The sequence below is a fragment of the Acinetobacter sp. YH16042 genome (assembly GCF_013417245.1).
Taxonomy (GTDB): domain Bacteria; phylum Pseudomonadota; class Gammaproteobacteria; order Pseudomonadales; family Moraxellaceae; genus Acinetobacter; species Acinetobacter amyesii.
Map to the genome: position 1 here is coordinate 1 of NZ_VPEJ01000004.1, position 17,359 is coordinate 17,359.

Annotated in this window: 20 protein-coding genes and 1 pseudogene; 6 read left to right on the top strand and 15 right to left on the bottom strand. The window is 39.0% G+C overall.

The window, feature by feature from the left end:
- Window positions 1-467: 467 nt before the first annotated feature.
- The 4 genes from FTV37_RS03850 to ftsY all read right to left on the bottom strand — a co-directional run bounded on the left by FTV37_RS03850 (window position 468) and on the right by ftsY (window position 4,103).
- The gene (locus tag FTV37_RS03850; protein WP_180063174.1) at window positions 468-1,145 is read right to left on the bottom strand and encodes a DUF2057 domain-containing protein; all 678 of its coding nucleotides are present in this window, start codon (window positions 1,143-1,145) and stop codon (window positions 468-470) included.
- A 182-nt stretch (window positions 1,146-1,327) separates the two neighbouring features.
- Window positions 1,328-1,921, bottom strand: coding sequence for a nitroreductase family protein (locus tag FTV37_RS03855; RefSeq protein ID WP_168379659.1), 594 nt, complete (start codon window positions 1,919-1,921; stop codon window positions 1,328-1,330).
- A gap of 214 nt (window positions 1,922-2,135) precedes the next feature.
- Window positions 2,136-2,822 carry a nitroreductase family protein gene (locus FTV37_RS03860; RefSeq protein ID WP_180063081.1) on the bottom strand — a complete coding sequence of 229 codons (687 nt, stop codon included), beginning with the start codon at window positions 2,820-2,822 and terminating at the stop codon, window positions 2,136-2,138.
- Between the two features lie 174 nt (window positions 2,823-2,996).
- Window positions 2,997-4,103: a signal recognition particle-docking protein FtsY gene (gene ftsY, locus FTV37_RS03865; protein ID WP_168379661.1), complete on the bottom strand. Its 1,107-nt coding sequence runs from the start codon at window positions 4,101-4,103 to the stop codon at window positions 2,997-2,999.
- 250 nt (window positions 4,104-4,353) lie between these two features.
- Here ftsY and FTV37_RS03870 point away from each other — a divergent pair.
- Together FTV37_RS03870 and FTV37_RS03875 are read left to right on the top strand one after the other, a co-directional pair.
- Window positions 4,354-5,667 (top strand): annotated as a pseudogene (locus FTV37_RS03870) (M16 family metallopeptidase); the annotation flags it as partial.
- A 126-nt stretch (window positions 5,668-5,793) separates the two neighbouring features.
- Window positions 5,794-7,362: a pitrilysin family protein gene (locus FTV37_RS03875; protein WP_180063082.1), complete on the top strand. Its 1,569-nt coding sequence runs from the start codon at window positions 5,794-5,796 to the stop codon at window positions 7,360-7,362.
- On the opposite strand, the gene FTV37_RS03880 is transcribed toward FTV37_RS03875, so the two are convergent.
- Together FTV37_RS03880 and FTV37_RS03885 are read right to left on the bottom strand one after the other, a co-directional pair.
- Window positions 7,286-7,609, bottom strand: a complete 324-nt coding sequence (locus tag FTV37_RS03880) for a hypothetical protein (protein ID WP_180063083.1) — start codon at window positions 7,607-7,609, stop codon at window positions 7,286-7,288. The genes FTV37_RS03875 and FTV37_RS03880 overlap by 77 nt on opposite strands.
- 109 nt (window positions 7,610-7,718) lie before the next feature.
- On the bottom strand, window positions 7,719-8,078 hold the full coding sequence (locus FTV37_RS03885) for a hypothetical protein (protein ID WP_180011241.1): 360 nt from the start codon (window positions 8,076-8,078) through the stop codon (window positions 7,719-7,721).
- Window positions 8,079-8,300: 222 nt separating this feature from the next.
- On the opposite strand from FTV37_RS03885, the gene FTV37_RS03890 reads away from it, so the two are divergent.
- From FTV37_RS03890 to FTV37_RS03905, 4 genes are all read left to right on the top strand, one after another.
- Complete coding sequence (locus tag FTV37_RS03890) at window positions 8,301-8,534, top strand: hypothetical protein (protein ID WP_078188494.1); 234 nt, start codon at window positions 8,301-8,303, stop codon at window positions 8,532-8,534.
- Between the two features lie 140 nt (window positions 8,535-8,674).
- Window positions 8,675-9,052, top strand: a complete 378-nt coding sequence (locus tag FTV37_RS03895; protein ID WP_078188495.1) for a DUF2750 domain-containing protein — start codon at window positions 8,675-8,677, stop codon at window positions 9,050-9,052.
- A 106-nt stretch (window positions 9,053-9,158) separates the two neighbouring features.
- The gene (locus FTV37_RS03900; RefSeq protein WP_078193901.1) at window positions 9,159-9,590 is read left to right on the top strand and encodes a CBS domain-containing protein; all 432 of its coding nucleotides are present in this window, start codon (window positions 9,159-9,161) and stop codon (window positions 9,588-9,590) included.
- 124 nt (window positions 9,591-9,714) lie between these two features.
- Window positions 9,715-10,065 carry a hypothetical protein gene (locus FTV37_RS03905; RefSeq protein ID WP_180063084.1) on the top strand — a complete coding sequence of 117 codons (351 nt, stop codon included), beginning with the start codon at window positions 9,715-9,717 and terminating at the stop codon, window positions 10,063-10,065.
- 9 nt (window positions 10,066-10,074) lie between these two features.
- Here the strand turns inward: FTV37_RS03905 and trpB are convergent, their stop codons facing one another.
- The 9 genes from trpB to FTV37_RS03950 form a co-directional block, all read right to left on the bottom strand.
- Entirely contained in the window at window positions 10,075-11,283 is a 1,209-nt protein-coding gene (gene trpB / locus FTV37_RS03910; protein WP_180063175.1) for a tryptophan synthase subunit beta, read from the bottom strand.
- A 131-nt stretch (window positions 11,284-11,414) separates the two neighbouring features.
- Window positions 11,415-12,602, bottom strand: coding sequence for a VWA domain-containing protein (locus FTV37_RS03915; RefSeq protein ID WP_180007278.1), 1,188 nt, complete (start codon window positions 12,600-12,602; stop codon window positions 11,415-11,417).
- A gap of 203 nt (window positions 12,603-12,805) precedes the next feature.
- Window positions 12,806-13,258 (bottom strand): hypothetical protein, encoded by a 453-nt coding sequence (locus FTV37_RS03920; RefSeq protein ID WP_180063085.1) that lies wholly within the window; start codon window positions 13,256-13,258, stop codon window positions 12,806-12,808.
- A 79-nt stretch (window positions 13,259-13,337) separates the two neighbouring features.
- The gene (locus tag FTV37_RS03925) at window positions 13,338-14,189 is read right to left on the bottom strand and encodes a MoxR family ATPase (protein WP_078188501.1); all 852 of its coding nucleotides are present in this window, start codon (window positions 14,187-14,189) and stop codon (window positions 13,338-13,340) included.
- A 21-nt stretch (window positions 14,190-14,210) separates the two neighbouring features.
- Window positions 14,211-14,594, bottom strand: coding sequence for a hypothetical protein (locus FTV37_RS03930; RefSeq protein ID WP_180063086.1), 384 nt, complete (start codon window positions 14,592-14,594; stop codon window positions 14,211-14,213).
- 21 nt (window positions 14,595-14,615) lie between these two features.
- Window positions 14,616-14,924: a YcgL domain-containing protein gene (locus FTV37_RS03935; RefSeq protein WP_078188503.1), complete on the bottom strand. Its 309-nt coding sequence runs from the start codon at window positions 14,922-14,924 to the stop codon at window positions 14,616-14,618.
- 124 nt (window positions 14,925-15,048) lie between these two features.
- Window positions 15,049-16,191, bottom strand: a complete 1,143-nt coding sequence (locus tag FTV37_RS03940; RefSeq protein ID WP_180063087.1) for an HRDC domain-containing protein — start codon at window positions 16,189-16,191, stop codon at window positions 15,049-15,051.
- Between the two features lie 201 nt (window positions 16,192-16,392).
- Window positions 16,393-16,989, bottom strand: a complete 597-nt coding sequence (gene recR / locus FTV37_RS03945) for a recombination mediator RecR (RefSeq protein WP_078188505.1) — start codon at window positions 16,987-16,989, stop codon at window positions 16,393-16,395.
- A gap of 12 nt (window positions 16,990-17,001) precedes the next feature.
- The gene (locus FTV37_RS03950; RefSeq protein ID WP_078188506.1) at window positions 17,002-17,331 is read right to left on the bottom strand and encodes a YbaB/EbfC family nucleoid-associated protein; all 330 of its coding nucleotides are present in this window, start codon (window positions 17,329-17,331) and stop codon (window positions 17,002-17,004) included.
- Between the last annotated feature and the right edge of the window lie 28 nt (window positions 17,332-17,359).

Here is a 17,359-nt window from a genome sequence, read left to right on the forward strand (position 1 = left end):
TACTGACAAAAATTTGCTCAAATAAACTTCGAGTAATTTCTACCATCAATCAATGAAAATAATTTCGATCGATCAATCAGTAAAAATCCACACAAGTTGTTCTTCATAATCTCTTAATGATCTTCTTAATGCTTCGTCAGCAAATAAGAAAACAACATCAAACAACTCAAAACCTTATGTTTATAGCTGTCTGCGTTGGTATGCAGCGTATTCTATAGAGTTTCAAAACAAACACAAGCCCCTATCATAGAAATTTCTACGATATTGCGCTTGAATGTATATTTTTTAAACTAAAAGCAATTTATTGCTTATTTAAAGATCAATATATCCGTATATTTTGCTTTATGAAAGACGAATTTTATAATTCTTGGTGATTTTTATATTCTTCAATCTAAAAAGCCCGTAATTCAACGGACTTTTCAAATAACGCGGATTTCAAGAAAACTAATAAAGTTACGAAAGTAACTTTAGTTTGCTTGCTCAGCCAACCAACTCATGAATTTTTGTCGTTCAGCTTTACTAGCCTTCTGCCAAAGCTGAATTAATTGTTGATCTACTCCATTTTGATGAACAGCTATATTTTTTGGAGCAGCTACAGGAACGGCTACGTTCGTTGGCTTTACTGTTACGGATTGTGCATAAACAGGTGCCGGTTGATTTTCTGGCACAGCTTCTTTCTTCGTAAAATCTACGGCATTACCCAATACACCATTGGAGAAAATCGATTTTTGTTCTTTCTTTGCCCCAGCTTGCTGCACAAGTAATTGATTAGATTTGTCATACAACCCAAATATCGGCTGGTCTTTATATTTTTGCGCAGCATCAAAATCTTTTGGTGCATTGACTAGACCCAAACGATACTCTTGACCATCAATCAGTGCTGGAGTACGAATAGCGGCAACACCTGACTTTAATATATCGTGCGAATTATCAGCATGTTGAAAAAATTCGCTATAACGGACCGTTAATACGTTTTCACCTGCATCTAGCTTATATTTCTCGGTAGATCGAAATAAACCACCAGTAACTTCTTGATCATTAACTGCAACTATTTTAATTTCTTCCGGAACAGTCAAAGTTACAGCTGCAAATCCGGCACTACTTAACATCAGCGCTGCAGCAGCAACAGTTAATCTTAAAGTCATCATTATCACTCTTTATCAATTATTTAGTTTCGAATGCACTATGCAATGCATATATGACAATCTTATGACATCTAACAATCACTGTATATTTTGTTTCAAGACATTATTTTGATATTCATTCAAGAATTTTGCATATAAAAAAAGGATGCTCAAAGCATCCTTTTTAATTCATCACACCATCATTACTTGAATGTTTTGAATCGTTCTTCATCTGCAATAAAGGTTTTTTCACCTGCAGGTGCTTCAATCGAACCAAAAACAAGCTGTGCGCGTAGTTTCCATTGATCTGGCACATCAAATGCCGCAGCTGTTTCAGCATCAACAATTGGATTGTAATGTTGTAATGACGCACCAATATTTTTTTCAGCCAAAGCCGTCCAAGTAGCAAATTGAGCAATCGCTGTTGAGTGTTCAGACCATACTGGGAAATTATCTGCATAAAGTGCAAATTGTTCTTGGAGGGCTTTTACTACAGCCTGATCTTCATAAAATAATGCTGTACCAAAACCTGCTGCAAAACTATTAATCTTGCCATTGGTTCCTTCAAATGCATCTGCAGGTACAATTTTACGTAAAGTTTCACGTACGATATTCCAGAATTTTTGATGTGCATCACCAAACAGAATAACGACACGAGACGTTTGAGAGTTAAATGATGACGGACTTAAACGTACTGCATTTTTAATGGTTTGCTCAATTTCATCTTGCGATAAAGTAACGTTATTACCAATAGAATAGATTGTGCGACGTTGTTCGATTTGATTCAAGAATGACATTACAAGACCTCTTTTTATTTTCAATTAGCTGACTAAGTTGAGATTTATAATAGGTGATGTTTTTAACAGTTGCATGACTATATTTACAACATTGTGTCTTATTTCTAGAACAATCAGTTGCAAGCATCTAAATACCTACAACCCACTTACATTCAAATATTGGTTCACAGTCTTTAGGACAGCAGAAATCAAAGCAACCTACAGAACATAGAAATTACTCATAAATTCTAAACTGATCTTGATCTTCTGGTTCTAAACGTTCAGGCGCTTGACCTTCAATTGAACCAAAGACCAACTGCGCACGTAGCAGCCATTGTTTTGAAATATTAAAGTGTTCGGCAACGGCATAATCAATGTGTGGATTATAGTGTTGTAAACATGCGCCTAAACCTGCATCTGCGATCGAAGTCCATACTGCGAATTGAGCCATGCCTGACGTTTGCTCCGACCACACTGGAAAATCTTCTGCACTTAATGGCACTTTCTTTTGTAATTGTTGAATCACAGCTTGATCTTCATAGAAAAGCACAGTTCCCAGGCCAGCTGCACACTGATCTATTTTGAGCGCCACACCTTCAAAAATATAACTCGCAACATTCTTGCGTTGTACGTCTTTTACAATGTCCCAAAATTTTTGATGAGATTCGCCAAATAAAACTACAATACGTGTGCTTTGCGAATTATATGCAGATGGACAACTTCTTACGGATTCTTGAATCAGTTCAGCCAAGTAAGCCTGACTATAATGCACCTTTTTTCCAAGCTCATAAATACTTCGACGTTTCTTTAGTTGGTCGACAAATGACGCTTCTACTTCTTGTTCGGTAGTTTTCTTTTTTAATTTAAAATCTTTAGTGATATCCGCAGTCAATACATGACCAATTTTATCGAGTAACGCCACCCTAAACACCCCAAAGCAATTTTTATATATAACAACAATTCCTTACTTATTCTAAGGGTATATCAGGCTAAATTTTGACTATGATTTATTCACATGTTGCTTTTTAAATCAATCAGTAAGCTCAAAAACAAAAAACTCCGCATTTTGCGGAGTTTATGTGACATTTAACGCATTTTATTTATCAGTTTCAAATAATGCTGCGACAAATGATTTTGCTGAGAATGGACGCAAGTCATCAATTTTCTCACCTACACCAATAAAACGAATTGGCACATGGGTACGGCTTGCAATATTGAATAACACACCACCTTTGGCTGTACCATCAAGCTTAGTAATAGTTAGACCTGTAAGCCCTACTGCCTCGTCAAACATTTCAACTTGGTTAATGGCATTTTGACCTGTGCCTGCATCTACCACCAACATCACTTCATGCGGAGCTGTAGCGTCAATTTTTTGCATTACACGTTTTACTTTAGACAACTCTTGCATGAGGTGTCCTTTGTTGTGTAAACGACCTGCGGTGTCTGCAATCAGCACGTCTACGCCTTTTGCACGAGCACTTTCGAATGCATCAAAAATAACTGAAGCAGAATCTGCACCATGACCTTGCGCCACAACTGCAATATTATTGCGTTCGCCCCAAATTTGTAATTGCTCTGTTGCTGCTGCACGGAATGTATCACCAGCAGCCAACATTACTTTTTTACCTTCACCTTGTAAGCGTTTTGCTAATTTACCAATCGTGGTGGTTTTACCCACACCATTTACACCAACAACCAAAATCACATACGGATTTTTATTGCTATCGATATGTAGCGGTTTAACACGTGGTGCAAGTAATGCCACCAGTTCTTCTTGAAGCGCTTTATACAAAGAGTGTGAGTAAATTAAATCACCACGTTCAGTACGTTCAGTTAAGTTCGCAATAATCGTTTTGGTTGCATCAACACCAATGTCAGCAACCAAAAGTTGCTCTTCGACTTCTTCTAAAAGTTCATCGTCAATTTCCTTCCCACCGATCAGGATATTCACCATGCCGTCTGCCAAGTTCTTACGTGACTTTGCTAGACCTTCTTTCATTCGACTAAAGAAGCCGCCTTTCGCCTTCGAGTCTTCAGTTTCTGACTCTGTTTCTTGTAATGGTGCAGCAACGTCTTGCTGTACTTTCGGTGTCTCGATAATCGGCACATTTACCGCAGGTAAACTCGGTAGCGTGACATCGTCATCACCGATATCAGCATCAATCAAAAATTTATTCTGCCCATGAGATTGCTGTTGCATGCCGAATCCTTGAAAAGCACTGCGTTAAAAAAACCGATTCTATCATAAGTTATCTTAAATTGAGTCGCTACACGCCTGTCAGAGCGAAGCACACTAAAAAACAACATGTTGAACTTGCAATCAAAATTAACTTTAGGAAAACTAGATAGCTATAAAATGCATTTTAATGGATTCCTTTGTGTCCCATAAAAACAGATTTTCTCCTTGTCTTTTTAAAACTTTATTTCGCTCTGCGCTTCCTATCTGTGTCATTAGCAGTTGCCTTTGGTCTGCAACTCATCTACATGCAGACACACGTACCCAATTAACACGTAGCACCTTTGAAACCACACTTAAAAATGGCTTAAAGGTCATTATCCGTGAAGACCACCGTGCGCCGATGGTAATGACCCATATTTGGTATCGTGTTGGCAGTAGTGATGAGTCGGGCAATCTATTAGGGATCTCCCACGCGCTCGAACATATGATGTTTAAAGGAACCACCAAAGTTCCTAATGATGAATTTACACGTCTCAGCCGTATCTATGGCGGCAGCATCAACGCTGCAACCTTTACCAATTACACCAATTATTATCAGTTGTATCCAAAAGCCTATTTTCCTATGGCGCTGGAGCTCGAAGCGGATCGTATGAGTAATTTACGATTGCAACAACAAGATTTCGAGCCTGAAATTAAAGTGGTTATGGAAGAACGCAGACAGCGTACAGATGATAACCCTCGTTCTTTGGCTTATGAACGTTTCAAATGGATCTCTTACCCAACCAGTCACTATCGTCAACCCGTCATTGGACACATGAAAAATCTGCAAAACATCAAATTAGCAGATTTAAAACAGTGGTATAAAGATTGGTATACCCCAAACAACGCCATTTTGGTGATTGTCGGTGATGTCGATGCCGAAGCAGCAATACGTCAAGTTCAAAAATACTTTGGTGATATTCCATCACGTAAAACACCTGATCGTAACGATGTGATGGAATTCGAACGTGTGGGCTATCGTCACATGGAACTAAATTTGCCCGTACAAGTGCCCAATTTGTATATGGCGTGGAATGTACGCTCACTGGCTACCGCAAAAAATCCACAAGATGCTTATGCACTCAATATTATTCGCAATATTTTAGACAGTGGGATCTCATCTCGCCTACAAGACAAACTGGTACGAGATAGAAAATTACTCACGGCTGTAAGCGTTTCTTATGATCCATACAATCGTGGAGACAGCTTGTTTACCATTTCAGCACTCCCTGCCGATGGCGTCAAAATGGAACAAGCGCAAAAAGCTATACAAGATGAAATCGACACTTTAAAAACAGAATTAGTCAAAACACCTGAAGTTGAACGTATCACCACACGTTTTGTCTCCAATTTAGTCTATAACCAAGATGACATCAGCAGCCAAGCCAAGACTATCGGTAACTTAGAAGTCAATGGGCTCAGTTTCAGGCTAATGGACGAATTACCAAAATTATATGAAAACGTCAGCGCACAGGATATTCAACGTGTCGCCAATGCGTATTTTGTCCGAGAAAATTTAAGCACCATGTATCTACTTCCAGAACAGACGGAGGTTCCAACAACCTCAAATAAAGCAGATCAAACAGTAAAATCCGCTCAAACGGAAGTTGTTATTCCAGAGCAACAAATCAGCTCAACCCAAAACACAGATAGCGTCTTGTAAGGATTAGTGATGACTATTACGAAAATTTTATCCCTAAGCTTACTCACTGCGTTTGGCTCAATCCTCCATGCAGAAACATATACGGAAAATGTTCCTGACCTCAACGATAATCCGAGCCAATTACAATCTATCCCCATGCTGCAAAGTTTAAAGAATTTACAGATTGATAAAGACTACCGTGCTCCACTTGTTCAAGTGCTGAAAAACCGACATGGTGTGAATAGCCTGTTTGTTGAATCGCAAGATCTACCCATGGTGGATATTCAACTGACCTTTAATGCGGGTTCTGCTCGTGATGAAGAAGTCGGAAAAGGCTTGTATGGTGTTGCCAACATGGCTGCACGTTTAATCGATGAAGGCACAGAAAAATACAATGCAACGCAAATTGCCTCGGTTTTTGACCAAACAGGTGCTCAATTTAGCGTGCAAGCACATCGAGATATGTTTGTCGTTCGGTTACGCGTATTGTCAGACCCTAAAAAATTAGAACCTGCTTTAAGTATGATGATGGACGTGATTAAAAATGCGACTTTTAAAACCTCTAGTCTAAACTTAGCTCTCAGTAATAACCAAGCTGGTCAGAAGCAACTCCAAGAAAGCCCAAGTCGCTTAATGAATATTCGTTTCTATCGGGCTGTATACGGCACACATCCTTATGCAGAACCGATTACGGGAACCAATGGCAGTATCAAAAAAATAACACCAGACATTTTAAAAAAGTTTCGTGATCAATTTTTAGTTGCTCAAAACATGAATATTGCCATTACAGGCAAACTCAGCAAAAAAGAAGCGCAAAACCTAGCAGAACGTATTTCTGGAAACTTAAACCAAGGTGAAAAAGCCAAGGCACTTGCACAACCAGAAGAAAAACAAGGGTTTGATATTATCCATCTTCCCTACAATTCCACCCAAGCCAACGTCATATTTGGACATTTAGGGACGACCCGTGATAACAAAGATCGATTAGCCCTAGAAGTAGCCAATCGAATGTTTGGCGGTGGTGGTTTTAACTCGGTCCTCATGCAAGAGCTTCGTGTCAAACGTGGCTATACTTATGGTGCCTATAGTGCATTTAGCTTTAGCCAAGCGCCCGGTATCTTTAGTTTTAGCTATGGAACACGTCAAGATCAGCTGATAGATAGTATTCGTGTTGCGCATAAAGCCTTTAATGATTTTGTCAAAATGCCTATTGATCAAAAACAAATGGAAGAAACCAAAGCCGGTATGCTGCGTGCTTTTCCAAATAATTACAGCAGTAATGCAACAATCAATGCACAGCTTGGTCTATTGGGCTTTTATCAACAAGACCCAGATTATTTGACCCAGTACCCTAAATTATTGGAAAAAATAACTGTAGCTGATGTACAAAATGCGGTTCGTACCTACATGCACCCTGAAAATATGACGGTGATTGTGGTCAGTAAAACCTTAGATAAAAATGAAGTACAGCAGATATTGGAGGAGAATGTACAAGCAGCTCCAACCAAGATAATCCCTGCGACTAAGGCTGTTCCTCTGCCAAAGCCGGAAGTTGATGTGCCCGTACAGACTCCATCTGATAAGCATGCATCAATTTAAGATAAGCACCCACACGGATGCGATCTTGCTGTCTCAGCAACATCGCCATTTCCTGAGTTTCAGGATAACTTTGCTGAAACGCAAGTCGTGATACGTTTTGGTATTGCTGTACAGAAATAGGACGATATAAGGCAATCACAGCCAATACCAAAATCACTACGATCACGACTGAAACAAAGATATTATAAATTTGCTCTAGCTGTATTTTAGATTTGAATTGAATAATTTTTTCTAAATCAATAGTCATACACTACCTCAGGTTCAAAGTAGTGTATGGCTGACGTTCAAGAAGTTCAAGTCACAGCGCTTAAAACTGCATCAGTCCACTGTTTCAGTCTGTGAGTTAGCTAAACAATTTACTGAATAATGGTACGTATCACCGCAAAATAAAGAATCAATGCAATAATCGCCAAAACGATAAATACTGCAAAAATACTCATTCCACCCTCTGCATGCGCAGGATGTAAATCATCATCATCGGCGATTTTGAGTAATTCACCATTGTATGCATTGTAAAATTCTAAGCGCTGTCCCTTATCTAAATCCCGTGTGAAATCATATACACGTTTGCGCTGTGCTAAACCAAAATCCCCTAAATGAATCTCCTGATGAAAAATTGCGTCATCAAGATTGCGACGATGTAGATGTGCCAATTCCACAATTTGCGCTAATGTCGGAGGATAATCTAAAGTTAAACCGTCTAAAACTTTTGTCATTTTACTTCTCCTTATTATCTACAACTTCTTATGTTAGTATTTTACCCATGAAAACAATTGTTCATTGTTTAATCATGTAAACTATAGCAAATTAGAAATACTTACGTGAATAGTTGACAATTCAAGATAATTGTAATATTAGTTTAATAATACTTAGTTATATTAGTTAATAGGGCTAAAGAATGGGCCCTTAATGATCATAATTAGAATAAGGAGTTAAATATGATTCAACAATTCTCTCAACATGAACTCGAACATGTATACGCAAATGCGGTGAACACAATTCAGTCTCAAATGAACTTCAGCGATGCAGTTCACGAATTGGAAGATGCAGCTCGTGCTGGACATGGTAAAGCAGCGTTATTTTTGGCTGAACTTTATTATCAAGGCTTCCGCGTAGAACGTGACTCACTCAAAGCGCAATATTGGCAGAACATGGCCACCTTGCAAGCATAACAAAACGTCACTAAGGTGGCGTTTTTTTACACCCTTCAACTTTTGACTACATAAATTCTTACAATCCAGTTCAAAGCTTACACAGCTTTTTCATAAGAATTTCCTACAATAGGAGCAACATCAACAACACGCTGCATATGATGTCTAAATTAAAGCAATATAAACCTATTCCAAAAGATTTATTTTTCAAAATTAGTATTTTAAAAACCATGATGTACTGTGGAGTCCTTTGGGGTCTCTACCACCAACAAGGTTGGGCAATGACCAGCGATCAAGATCATATTATCTTCCCGTTTTGGCTAAATGGCATTCAAGCGCATAAATATGCCAAAAAGCATTGGCCCAACTACACTCCACGACGCATTACTCCAGAAGATTTTGAGGCATCGCTATTACCAACATTGACACGCCTTAAAGTTATCCCTGCGTTGCATAGCTCAAGTCACATTCGTCTCAAGCTCACAACATCACAAATGCGTTTATTCTTTTTTAACCAAGATAAGATTCAAATGGCATAAAACCCTCAGTGCATGTTTGACCTCTGCATGCACTGAAAAGTATTTGCTTTTTTCAAATTTCGCGCTAATTTAAATTAAACAAAAACTACTATAAAGGAATGAAAATATGACTACAGTTGCCCAAGTACTTAAAGACAAAGCTTATCAAGAAATTTACACCATCACCCCAGATGCGACTGTACTCGAAGCCATTTCCCTGATGGCACAAAAAGGCATTGGTGCCCTCGTTGTGACCCATGAAGGCACAGTTGTTGGGATTTTGTCTGAGCGTGATTACACACGTAAAATCGCACTCATGGAAAGAACCTCTTTCGATACCTCTGTCAGCGAAATTATGACGGGTAGTGTCATCACCGTGACAAGTGCCGCGACTGTCGAAGAATGTTTAGAACTTATGACAGATCGCCATTTACGTCATTTACCTGTCGTTGAGGAACAGAAATTAACCGGCTTAATCTCCATCGGCGACCTTGTAAAAGCAGCAATGGATGATCAACGCAAACTGATCGAACAACTTCAACAATATATTTCAGGCTAAACTCAATAATTCCCCCTTAACAAGCTTTAAGGGGGGAATTCTAAAAATCAATAATTTAATATAATTCAAAATTTGTAATGACATACACATTACAAATTAATTACTTTTCTCAATTTCCTTTCTTATGTTGAAACCCGTTTTAGATAAATTAGACCAACTGGATGCCATCATTTTAGAATTAGAACGCTTAATGGTTTCGATGAAGAATGATGAGCTGCTGGAATACCACCGACGTACGATTAATTTGGAGATTGCTTCGTCTATCGCTGAAATTTTAGATGCAAAAGCAATTATTTATGCACTACATCCTGAGTTAATTCCAATTACATCAAGCGTTAACCACACTATATATAAAAATTATGTCAAAAAAAATATCCCAGTTAAAAACTGGGATACTTCGAATATAGATCGGGCTATACAACTGCAAAAGATTTTTGCACCATCAACAGATGATGAGCAACTTAGTCTTTTTTAATGGCAGTAATTAATTTAAACCTAATTTTTCAGCCACATAGTCTGAGTCTTTATCGCCCCGGCCTGAAACGTTAACAACAATCTTCACATCTTTGGCAAGTTTTGATGCTTCACGAATTGCCCATGCAACCGCATGTGAACTTTCTAGTGCAGGCACAATACCTTCTACACGTGAAAGCGTCATGAATGCATCTAAACATTCTTGGTCTGTCGCTGTTGTATATTCAACACGGCCTAGGTCTTTTAACAAGCTATGTTGTGGCCCCACTCCAGGATAATCCAAACCTGATGCAATTGAATGCACTGGTAATGGTTCACCCTGTTCATCTTCAAGGACATAACATGCCATGCCATGAATTTGACTTGGCTTACCCAATGTCAACGTCGCAGAGTGCATATTGGTATCTAAGCCATGACCAGCCGGCTCTACACCCACAAGTTTAACATCGGTGTCATTGAGGAATGCTGTAAATGCACCAACGGCATTGGATCCACCACCCACACATGCAACCACATAGTCAGGATTTGCACCAAAACGCTCGTTGGTCTGAACTTTAATTTCATCACCAATAATTGACTGGAAGTCACGAACCATTTTCGGGAATGGATGTGGACCAACCACTGAACCAATCGCATAAATAAAATTGGTTGGATCTTTTAAATATTCTTCAAATGCGCTATCTACTGCATCTTTGAGCGTAGCTGTACCACGAGTAACAGAGATTAGGTTGGCACCTAAAATCTTCATTTTCACCACGTTTGGATGTTCTTTTTCAATATCCACTTGCCCCATGTGAATTTCACATGGAATACCCACCAAGGCACAAGCCGTTGCTAATGCCACACCATGCTGACCTGCACCAGTTTCTGCGATCACTTTGGTTTTACCCATGTATTTTGCTAACAAAGCTTCGCCAAGGCAGTGGTTAATTTTATGTGCGCCAGTATGGTTGAGATCTTCACGTTTCAGGTAGATTTGTGCTCCACCTAATTTTTCAGACAAGCGCTTTGCATAAAACAATGGACTAGGACGTCCAACATAGTGTGCAAACAACTCTTTCAATTCATTTTGAAATTCTTCTGTATGACGAATTTGCTCATAAGCAACATTAATGTCATCCATTGCCTGTTTTAAATCTGGTGGAATGAACTGCCCACCGTATTCACCGAAGAAACCTTCTTCATTAGGTAATGCGATACCATTAATTTGATGATCCATCATATTTCCTTCATGTTGTATGCAGAACAAAGACTTTTAAATACTATCCAATTTTGAAAATAAGAAACAATGCAAAATTGGAGTAAGTAATATAAACATCATTGATAAGAAAAAGTATCGTTTTTAACGCTTTAGCGCGCTAAATATTTCGTCATATCTTCCACACCTTTTAGGGTCATTGGGAACATATGATCTTCAAAGATTTGTTTAATCGCAGCAATGGTTTGGGTGTAATGCCAATAACTTTCTTCTTCTGGGTTTAACCACGCTGTTTTATCAAAATGATTACGTAAACGCTGTAACCACACCTGACCCGCTTCATCATTCATATATTCCACAGATCCACCTACCGAGTTCAACTCATACGGTGCCATACTTGCATCACCGACAACGATAACACGGTAATCTCGCCCATAGGTATTGAATAGATCCCATGTATTCATACGCGTGCTTGAACGGCGAATATTGTCTTTCCACACATAGTCATATAAACAGTTATGGAAATAGAAATACTCTAAGGTTTTAAATTCAGTTTTTGCAGCGGTAAAGAGCTTCTCGCATTGGGCAATATGTGAATCCATCGATCCCCCAACATCAAACAGCATCAACACTTTAATGCGGTTACGTCGTTCTGGAACAAGCTGTACATCCAAAATGCCTTGCTTGGCTGTTTCACGAATGGTTCCATCAATGTCAAGCTCATCTGCTGCACCTTGACGGGCAAATTTACGCAAACGACGCAATGCCATCTGCATCTGACGACTGCCGAGAATCTGCTCATCATCTAGGTTTCGGTATTGACGTTGTTCCCACACTTTCACCGCAGATCGTTTACGACCAGGCCCACCAATACGCACGCCTTCAGGATGGTCGCCATAGGCACCAAACGGGGACGTACCACCCGTCCCAATCATCCGATTACCACCTTGATGCTTTTTATGCTGCTCGCGCAAACGCTCTTCAAGCATTTTCATCAGTTCTTCTAATGATCCAGCTTTTTTTAGTTCTTCTCGTTGTTCAGGTGTCAAATGCTTTTCGATGAGCTCTAGATCAAACCAATCCTTTGGCAGTTTATGTACCTGATTTAGTAGCTCGTCTAAATCAAAGGTGGCAATACCGTCAAAATAATCCTTCATTGCACGGTCGAACTTATCAAAGTAACGTTCATCTTTGACCATGACGGTTTTTGCAAGCTGATAAAATTCATTTTGATCTGCAAAGACCAGCCCTGCTGCCACTGCTTGGTTCAAGTCAATCAATTCACGAGTTGAAACAGGAACACCGTATTTTCGAAGGGTATAAAACAATCGCACAAACATAGGCGAATAAAATCCAATAAAAATTAAATATCAGGAGGTCAAATCCAGTGTGAATGCATGTGATCTTGTTATTTCATCTGCAACTGAGTCTTGCCTTTACGCATACCATTATGAAAAATTGATCTCTACAAGTAAAGCCAAAAGCTTTTACTGCGTGTTCATATACGTTGCCCTACTACCCAAAGAAACACATACAGCATGATTTATTCGCAAGTCGCATTTCTATTATTAAGCGATTGTTTAAGAGTTTCATATTTGTGTTGAACATTGAGGCGATCTTGCTGCAAATGTTCAATAGATACGATTTTATGAAAACCTTGATGGTTTCTATAGCGGTTAAAGTCACTTAGATGCAAGATCACAAAATCATAGTATTTCAGCTCAAGTACAGTTGCAGCACAGGCCTTTTGCTGAATGGCCGTTTGAGCTGCGAGATGATCCGATTGATCAATGAGCTTTTCTTTAAGTTGATGTTCTGCAACTTGCGCCCAATACGCATCTTGGAGTAGCTGTTGATGCTGCTGTTCAAACTGAGCATCATCCATTGCATAGCTAAAATTAGAAAAATACAAGCACGCAGCCAACAAGAGTACGGTCGGCTTTAATCTCTTAGATACAGCTATATGTACACGAGATACGTATGCGCTTGTCTGCATAATTCACCTTTGTATGATTTAACGCTCAAAATAAAAGCCGGATAACCGGCTTTTAAATCTTTGATAGAATTGATATCAATTAACGACGTGACATAAATGCTAGACGCTCAAGCAATTGCACATCTTGTTCATTCTTAATCAAGGCACCATAAAGCGGTGGAATTGATTTTGATTTATCCGTATTGCGTAAAATATCTTCTGGCATATCATCAGCCATCAGCAAACTCAACCAATCAATCAACTCAGAGGTTGAAGGCGGCTTCTTTAAACCCGGAACTTGACGTAGTTTAAAGAAGATTTGCAGTGCTTCTGAAACCAAGGTATTTGAAATATTTTCAAAATGCACATCGATGATTTCACGCATGGTTGCTTCGTCCGGGAACTCAATATAATGGAAGAAACAACGACGCAAAAAGGCATCTGGAAGTTCTTTTTCATTATTTGAAGTAATGATCACGATTGGACGTTGTGTTGCCGTAATCGTTTCACCCGTCTCATACACAAAGAAGGACATTTTATCGAGTTCATGCAGCAAATCATTAGGGAATTCGATATCTGCTTTATCAATCTCGTCAATTAGAAGCACACAACGTTCTTCACTGGTAAACGCTTCCCAAAGTTTACCCGGCTTAATATAGTTTTTGATGTCATAAACACGGTCATCACCCAACTGACTATCACGCAGACGAGATACGGCGTCGTACTCGTACAAACCTTGCTGAGCCTTTGTCGTTGATTTGATATGCCACGTAATGAGCTTAAGCCCTAAGCTTTCAGCCACTTGTTCGGCTAAAAGTGTTTTACCTGTCCCCGGCTCACCTTTAACCAAAAGTGGCTTTTGCAATGAACGTGCAGCTTTTACTGCAAGTTTTAAGCTATCGGTCGCAATATATTGATCTGTACCAGTAAATTGTTGAGTTTCAACAGACATAACATAACCTTATTTTTTTATTTAAAGCGGTGAAATTTTCTTGTTTACAACATGCTGTGGTTTCGCTGCATTGTATTTTGTCCAAAAATATCCAAGGACTAAACCAATACCCACCACAAAGAGAATCATCGATAGATTCAACCAAACCAATGGCTGATCTTTTGTTAATACACCAAAAATCAAACCAAAAATCGCAGGTGCGATCGCTGCATTTGAACCTTCAGAAACAGTTGGTGTTAATAAAATAGCAAATACGATAAGCCAACCAATGGCACCTATCATTTTGGGTAAGCGCTTCATCAGCCCATACCAACACAACAAAGCAATTACAGCCCCACCTAAGTAAACCGTAATTGCAATACTGCTTTCAGGAATTGAGTCCAATACCGATACTACACCATTCATTTTCACAACTCCTGAATTAACTTAAGCGCCGCGCAAGCCTTCTGGCTCAACCGCATTTGGGTCAATTAAACCTTCTGGAGGCATTTGAATAAAGAACCCTTTTGTTTCAATTGAATCTAATACATGCAATACGTTCACACGTGCAAGTTTGCGTGATTCACTAAGTTCTAGATCCATGACAAATGTGGCACGACCAAACGCTGTACGTAATGCATCAGGCATTACTGCAAGCGGATCTGTCGCTTCAGTTTCGTTTTCATTAACTTCAGGACGAGCAATATAAAGATACATTTCATCTTTTTTGCTCGATTTGTAGATAGAACAGTACATAATTGAATCAATACTCATTAAACGCAAGGCAAAGGATACATCAAAAAAAAGACTGATACATTAGTGTTTATTAACGCATCAGTCGTGAATTTGTATAAGTGATAGTTCTTTAATCAATCAGAACTTATTCCAACACTTTCATTTGACCAGAAAGATAGCTTTCATCGGCATGCAGCACTTCAATTAAAGGCTTCGTCAGCAAATCATAGCGCCAGCCCAACAAATAACTCGGTAAATCTTGTTCATCATTATGAAAAACCACATGCTGATACAAAGCATTTAACCATTTTTTGCGCATTAAAACTTCTTTAGGCACAGAGGTTTCTTGCACTGCACGTTGAATGACTGTATCGACGCGCGAACCAATATCCTGAGAAGAATGACGAATTGGACGTGCCATACGCAGCGGCCATTCAGCTTGTTCAGGTAAAAACTTCAACAAATCTAAAATAATTTTACCATGCTCACGCACAATGTTCGGACGAATGTCTTTCACCGCACTCAATTGAAAATTATTTTTTGGATTTTTTTCTACCATATCAATGATGGTTGAGTTTTTAAGAATAAAACTACGTGGCTGATTTAAGGCTTTCACCATTTGCTCACGCCAAACTACCAATTGCTGAATTTGCATGAGCTGTCGACGTGAATGTCGATAATTACCAACATCGTGATACAACAAATGGATCGGCGTTTCAGTGCCAATTTCATAAGTTAAATTTTTGCAGTCCTCAAGCACACAATTTAATAAACTTTTCGCAGCCAACTCGTTTTGAATCGTTTGGCTTAAATTCATTAAATAATGTACATCATTCGCTGCATAATTCATTTGCTCGGCACTGAGTGGGCGAGCCAACCAATCTGAACGAGTCTGATCTTTATCAATATCGACATCGAGCATGGTTTTTAAGGCATTTTGATAGCTGACTTGTAAGCCATGCCCTAAAAATGACATCCCAACTTGTGTATCAAAGACATTTTCTAAAGACTTATGCTGTGCATAGTGATAAATCAGGTCGATATCTTCACTACAAGCATGAAAAATGTTTTGCTGAGCCGCAAATAATTTTTGCCAGAATTGGCTTAAATCGAGGGTTGTACCATCAAGTAAATACACCTGATTTTGTACATTAATTTGGAAAAGTCCAAGTTTGGGCCACAGGGTATCTACTTTTATAAACTCGGTGTCGAGTCCGTAAATCGAGCTTTGGTCCATAAGATTTAAAACAGAATTTAAATCTGGCTGATTTTGAATGAATTGATACATAAGTTGCTGAGTCTAATTTTAGATGCTCTATGAGCTTATATTAACTGATATATATTATTTATCTATAAGGAAAAACGTTATTTTAGTGACTTATTTTCTTTATTTGGCTTTTTTATTCATTATAAATAAAAACTTTAATCGTTATTAAGTATAAATAATTAGGTGAAAATTATACAAAGCGAAACGAGTTTCGCTCTATAGTTACTTCATTCGCATTCGGTTATGCACGGCCTGACTTAAGGTATGACTATCCACATATTCAAGCTCACCACCCTGTGGTACACCCTGTGCAATACGGGTCATTTGTATTGGTAAATGTTTGGTCGCTTCAACCAAATAATGTGCTGTCGCTTGACCTTCAACCGTTGCATTGGTCGCCAAGATCACTTCCTGCACTTTACCATCACTTAGTCGTTGAATTAAATATGGGATACCAATTTCGTCGGGGCCAATACCATCGAGTGGCGACAAATGCCCACCCAATACATGATATTTCCCTCTAAAACTGCCACTTTGCTCGATTGCCATGACATCTGCAGGAGATTCAACCACACAAAGCAGTTGATCATCACGCTCTGACGAGACGCATATGTTGCATACCTCATCTTCAGTCAATGAATGGCAAATGGAACATTCATGAATATAGTTGGTTGCTTCAGTCAAGGCATGTGCCAGACCAACAGCACCCTCCCTATTTTTCATGATTAAGTGCAGTGCCATACGTTGAGCCGACTTTGGCCCAACGCTTGGCAAAATACGCAATGCCTGTACAAGTTGATCAAAACGATCACTAAACATTCAACGTATTCCTTAGAATAAACCTGAAAGACCTGGTGGAAGCCCCATACCAGAGTTTGCAGATTTCAGTTTTTCTTCTGAAATCACTTCAGCTTGACGTGAAGCATCATTCATTGCCGCTGCAATTAAGTCTTCAATCATATCTGCATCATCTTGAAGTAGTTCAGGATTAATTTCGATACGTTTCACTACATGACGTGCAGTCATAGTAACTTTAACCAGACCACCACCTGCTTCAGCGTGAACTTCAACTTGTGCAAGCTCTTCCTTGGCTTTTTTAATGTTGCTCTCAACTTCTTTTTGCATGCGTTGAGCTTGCTGCATGAGCATATTAATGTTCATAAAAATCTCCGAACAAAACTGATGAATT

What these genes read in the sequence shown, in the direction of transcription:
- FTV37_RS03850 (WP_180063174.1), bottom strand. Translation starts at nt 1,145, where the DNA reads ATGACTTTAAGATTAACTGTTGCTGCTGCAGCGCTGATGTTAAGTAGT.
- FTV37_RS03855 (WP_168379659.1), bottom strand. Translation starts at nt 1,921, where the DNA reads ATGTCATTCTTGAATCAAATCGAACAACGTCGCACAATCTATTCTATT.
- ftsY (WP_168379661.1), bottom strand. Translation starts at nt 4,103, where the DNA reads ATGCAACAGCAATCTCATGGGCAGAATAAATTTTTGATTGATGCTGAT.
- FTV37_RS03875 (WP_180063082.1), top strand. Translation starts at nt 5,794, where the DNA reads ATGACTATTACGAAAATTTTATCCCTAAGCTTACTCACTGCGTTTGGC.
- FTV37_RS03880 (WP_180063083.1), bottom strand. Translation starts at nt 7,609, where the DNA reads ATGACTATTGATTTAGAAAAAATTATTCAATTCAAATCTAAAATACAG.
- FTV37_RS03885 (WP_180011241.1), bottom strand. Translation starts at nt 8,078, where the DNA reads ATGACAAAAGTTTTAGACGGTTTAACTTTAGATTATCCTCCGACATTA.
- FTV37_RS03890 (WP_078188494.1), top strand. Translation starts at nt 8,301, where the DNA reads ATGATTCAACAATTCTCTCAACATGAACTCGAACATGTATACGCAAAT.
- FTV37_RS03895 (WP_078188495.1), top strand. Translation starts at nt 8,675, where the DNA reads ATGTCTAAATTAAAGCAATATAAACCTATTCCAAAAGATTTATTTTTC.
- FTV37_RS03900 (WP_078193901.1), top strand. Translation starts at nt 9,159, where the DNA reads ATGACTACAGTTGCCCAAGTACTTAAAGACAAAGCTTATCAAGAAATT.
- FTV37_RS03905 (WP_180063084.1), top strand. Translation starts at nt 9,715, where the DNA reads ATGTTGAAACCCGTTTTAGATAAATTAGACCAACTGGATGCCATCATT.
- trpB (WP_180063175.1), bottom strand. Translation starts at nt 11,283, where the DNA reads ATGGATCATCAAATTAATGGTATCGCATTACCTAATGAAGAAGGTTTC.
- FTV37_RS03915 (WP_180007278.1), bottom strand. Translation starts at nt 12,602, where the DNA reads ATGTTTGTGCGATTGTTTTATACCCTTCGAAAATACGGTGTTCCTGTT.
- FTV37_RS03920 (WP_180063085.1), bottom strand. Translation starts at nt 13,258, where the DNA reads ATGCAGACAAGCGCATACGTATCTCGTGTACATATAGCTGTATCTAAG.
- FTV37_RS03925 (WP_078188501.1), bottom strand. Translation starts at nt 14,189, where the DNA reads ATGTCTGTTGAAACTCAACAATTTACTGGTACAGATCAATATATTGCG.
- FTV37_RS03930 (WP_180063086.1), bottom strand. Translation starts at nt 14,594, where the DNA reads ATGAATGGTGTAGTATCGGTATTGGACTCAATTCCTGAAAGCAGTATT.
- FTV37_RS03935 (WP_078188503.1), bottom strand. Translation starts at nt 14,924, where the DNA reads ATGTACTGTTCTATCTACAAATCGAGCAAAAAAGATGAAATGTATCTT.
- FTV37_RS03940 (WP_180063087.1), bottom strand. Translation starts at nt 16,191, where the DNA reads ATGTATCAATTCATTCAAAATCAGCCAGATTTAAATTCTGTTTTAAAT.
- recR (WP_078188505.1), bottom strand. Translation starts at nt 16,989, where the DNA reads ATGTTTAGTGATCGTTTTGATCAACTTGTACAGGCATTGCGTATTTTG.
- FTV37_RS03950 (WP_078188506.1), bottom strand. Translation starts at nt 17,331, where the DNA reads ATGAACATTAATATGCTCATGCAGCAAGCTCAACGCATGCAAAAAGAA.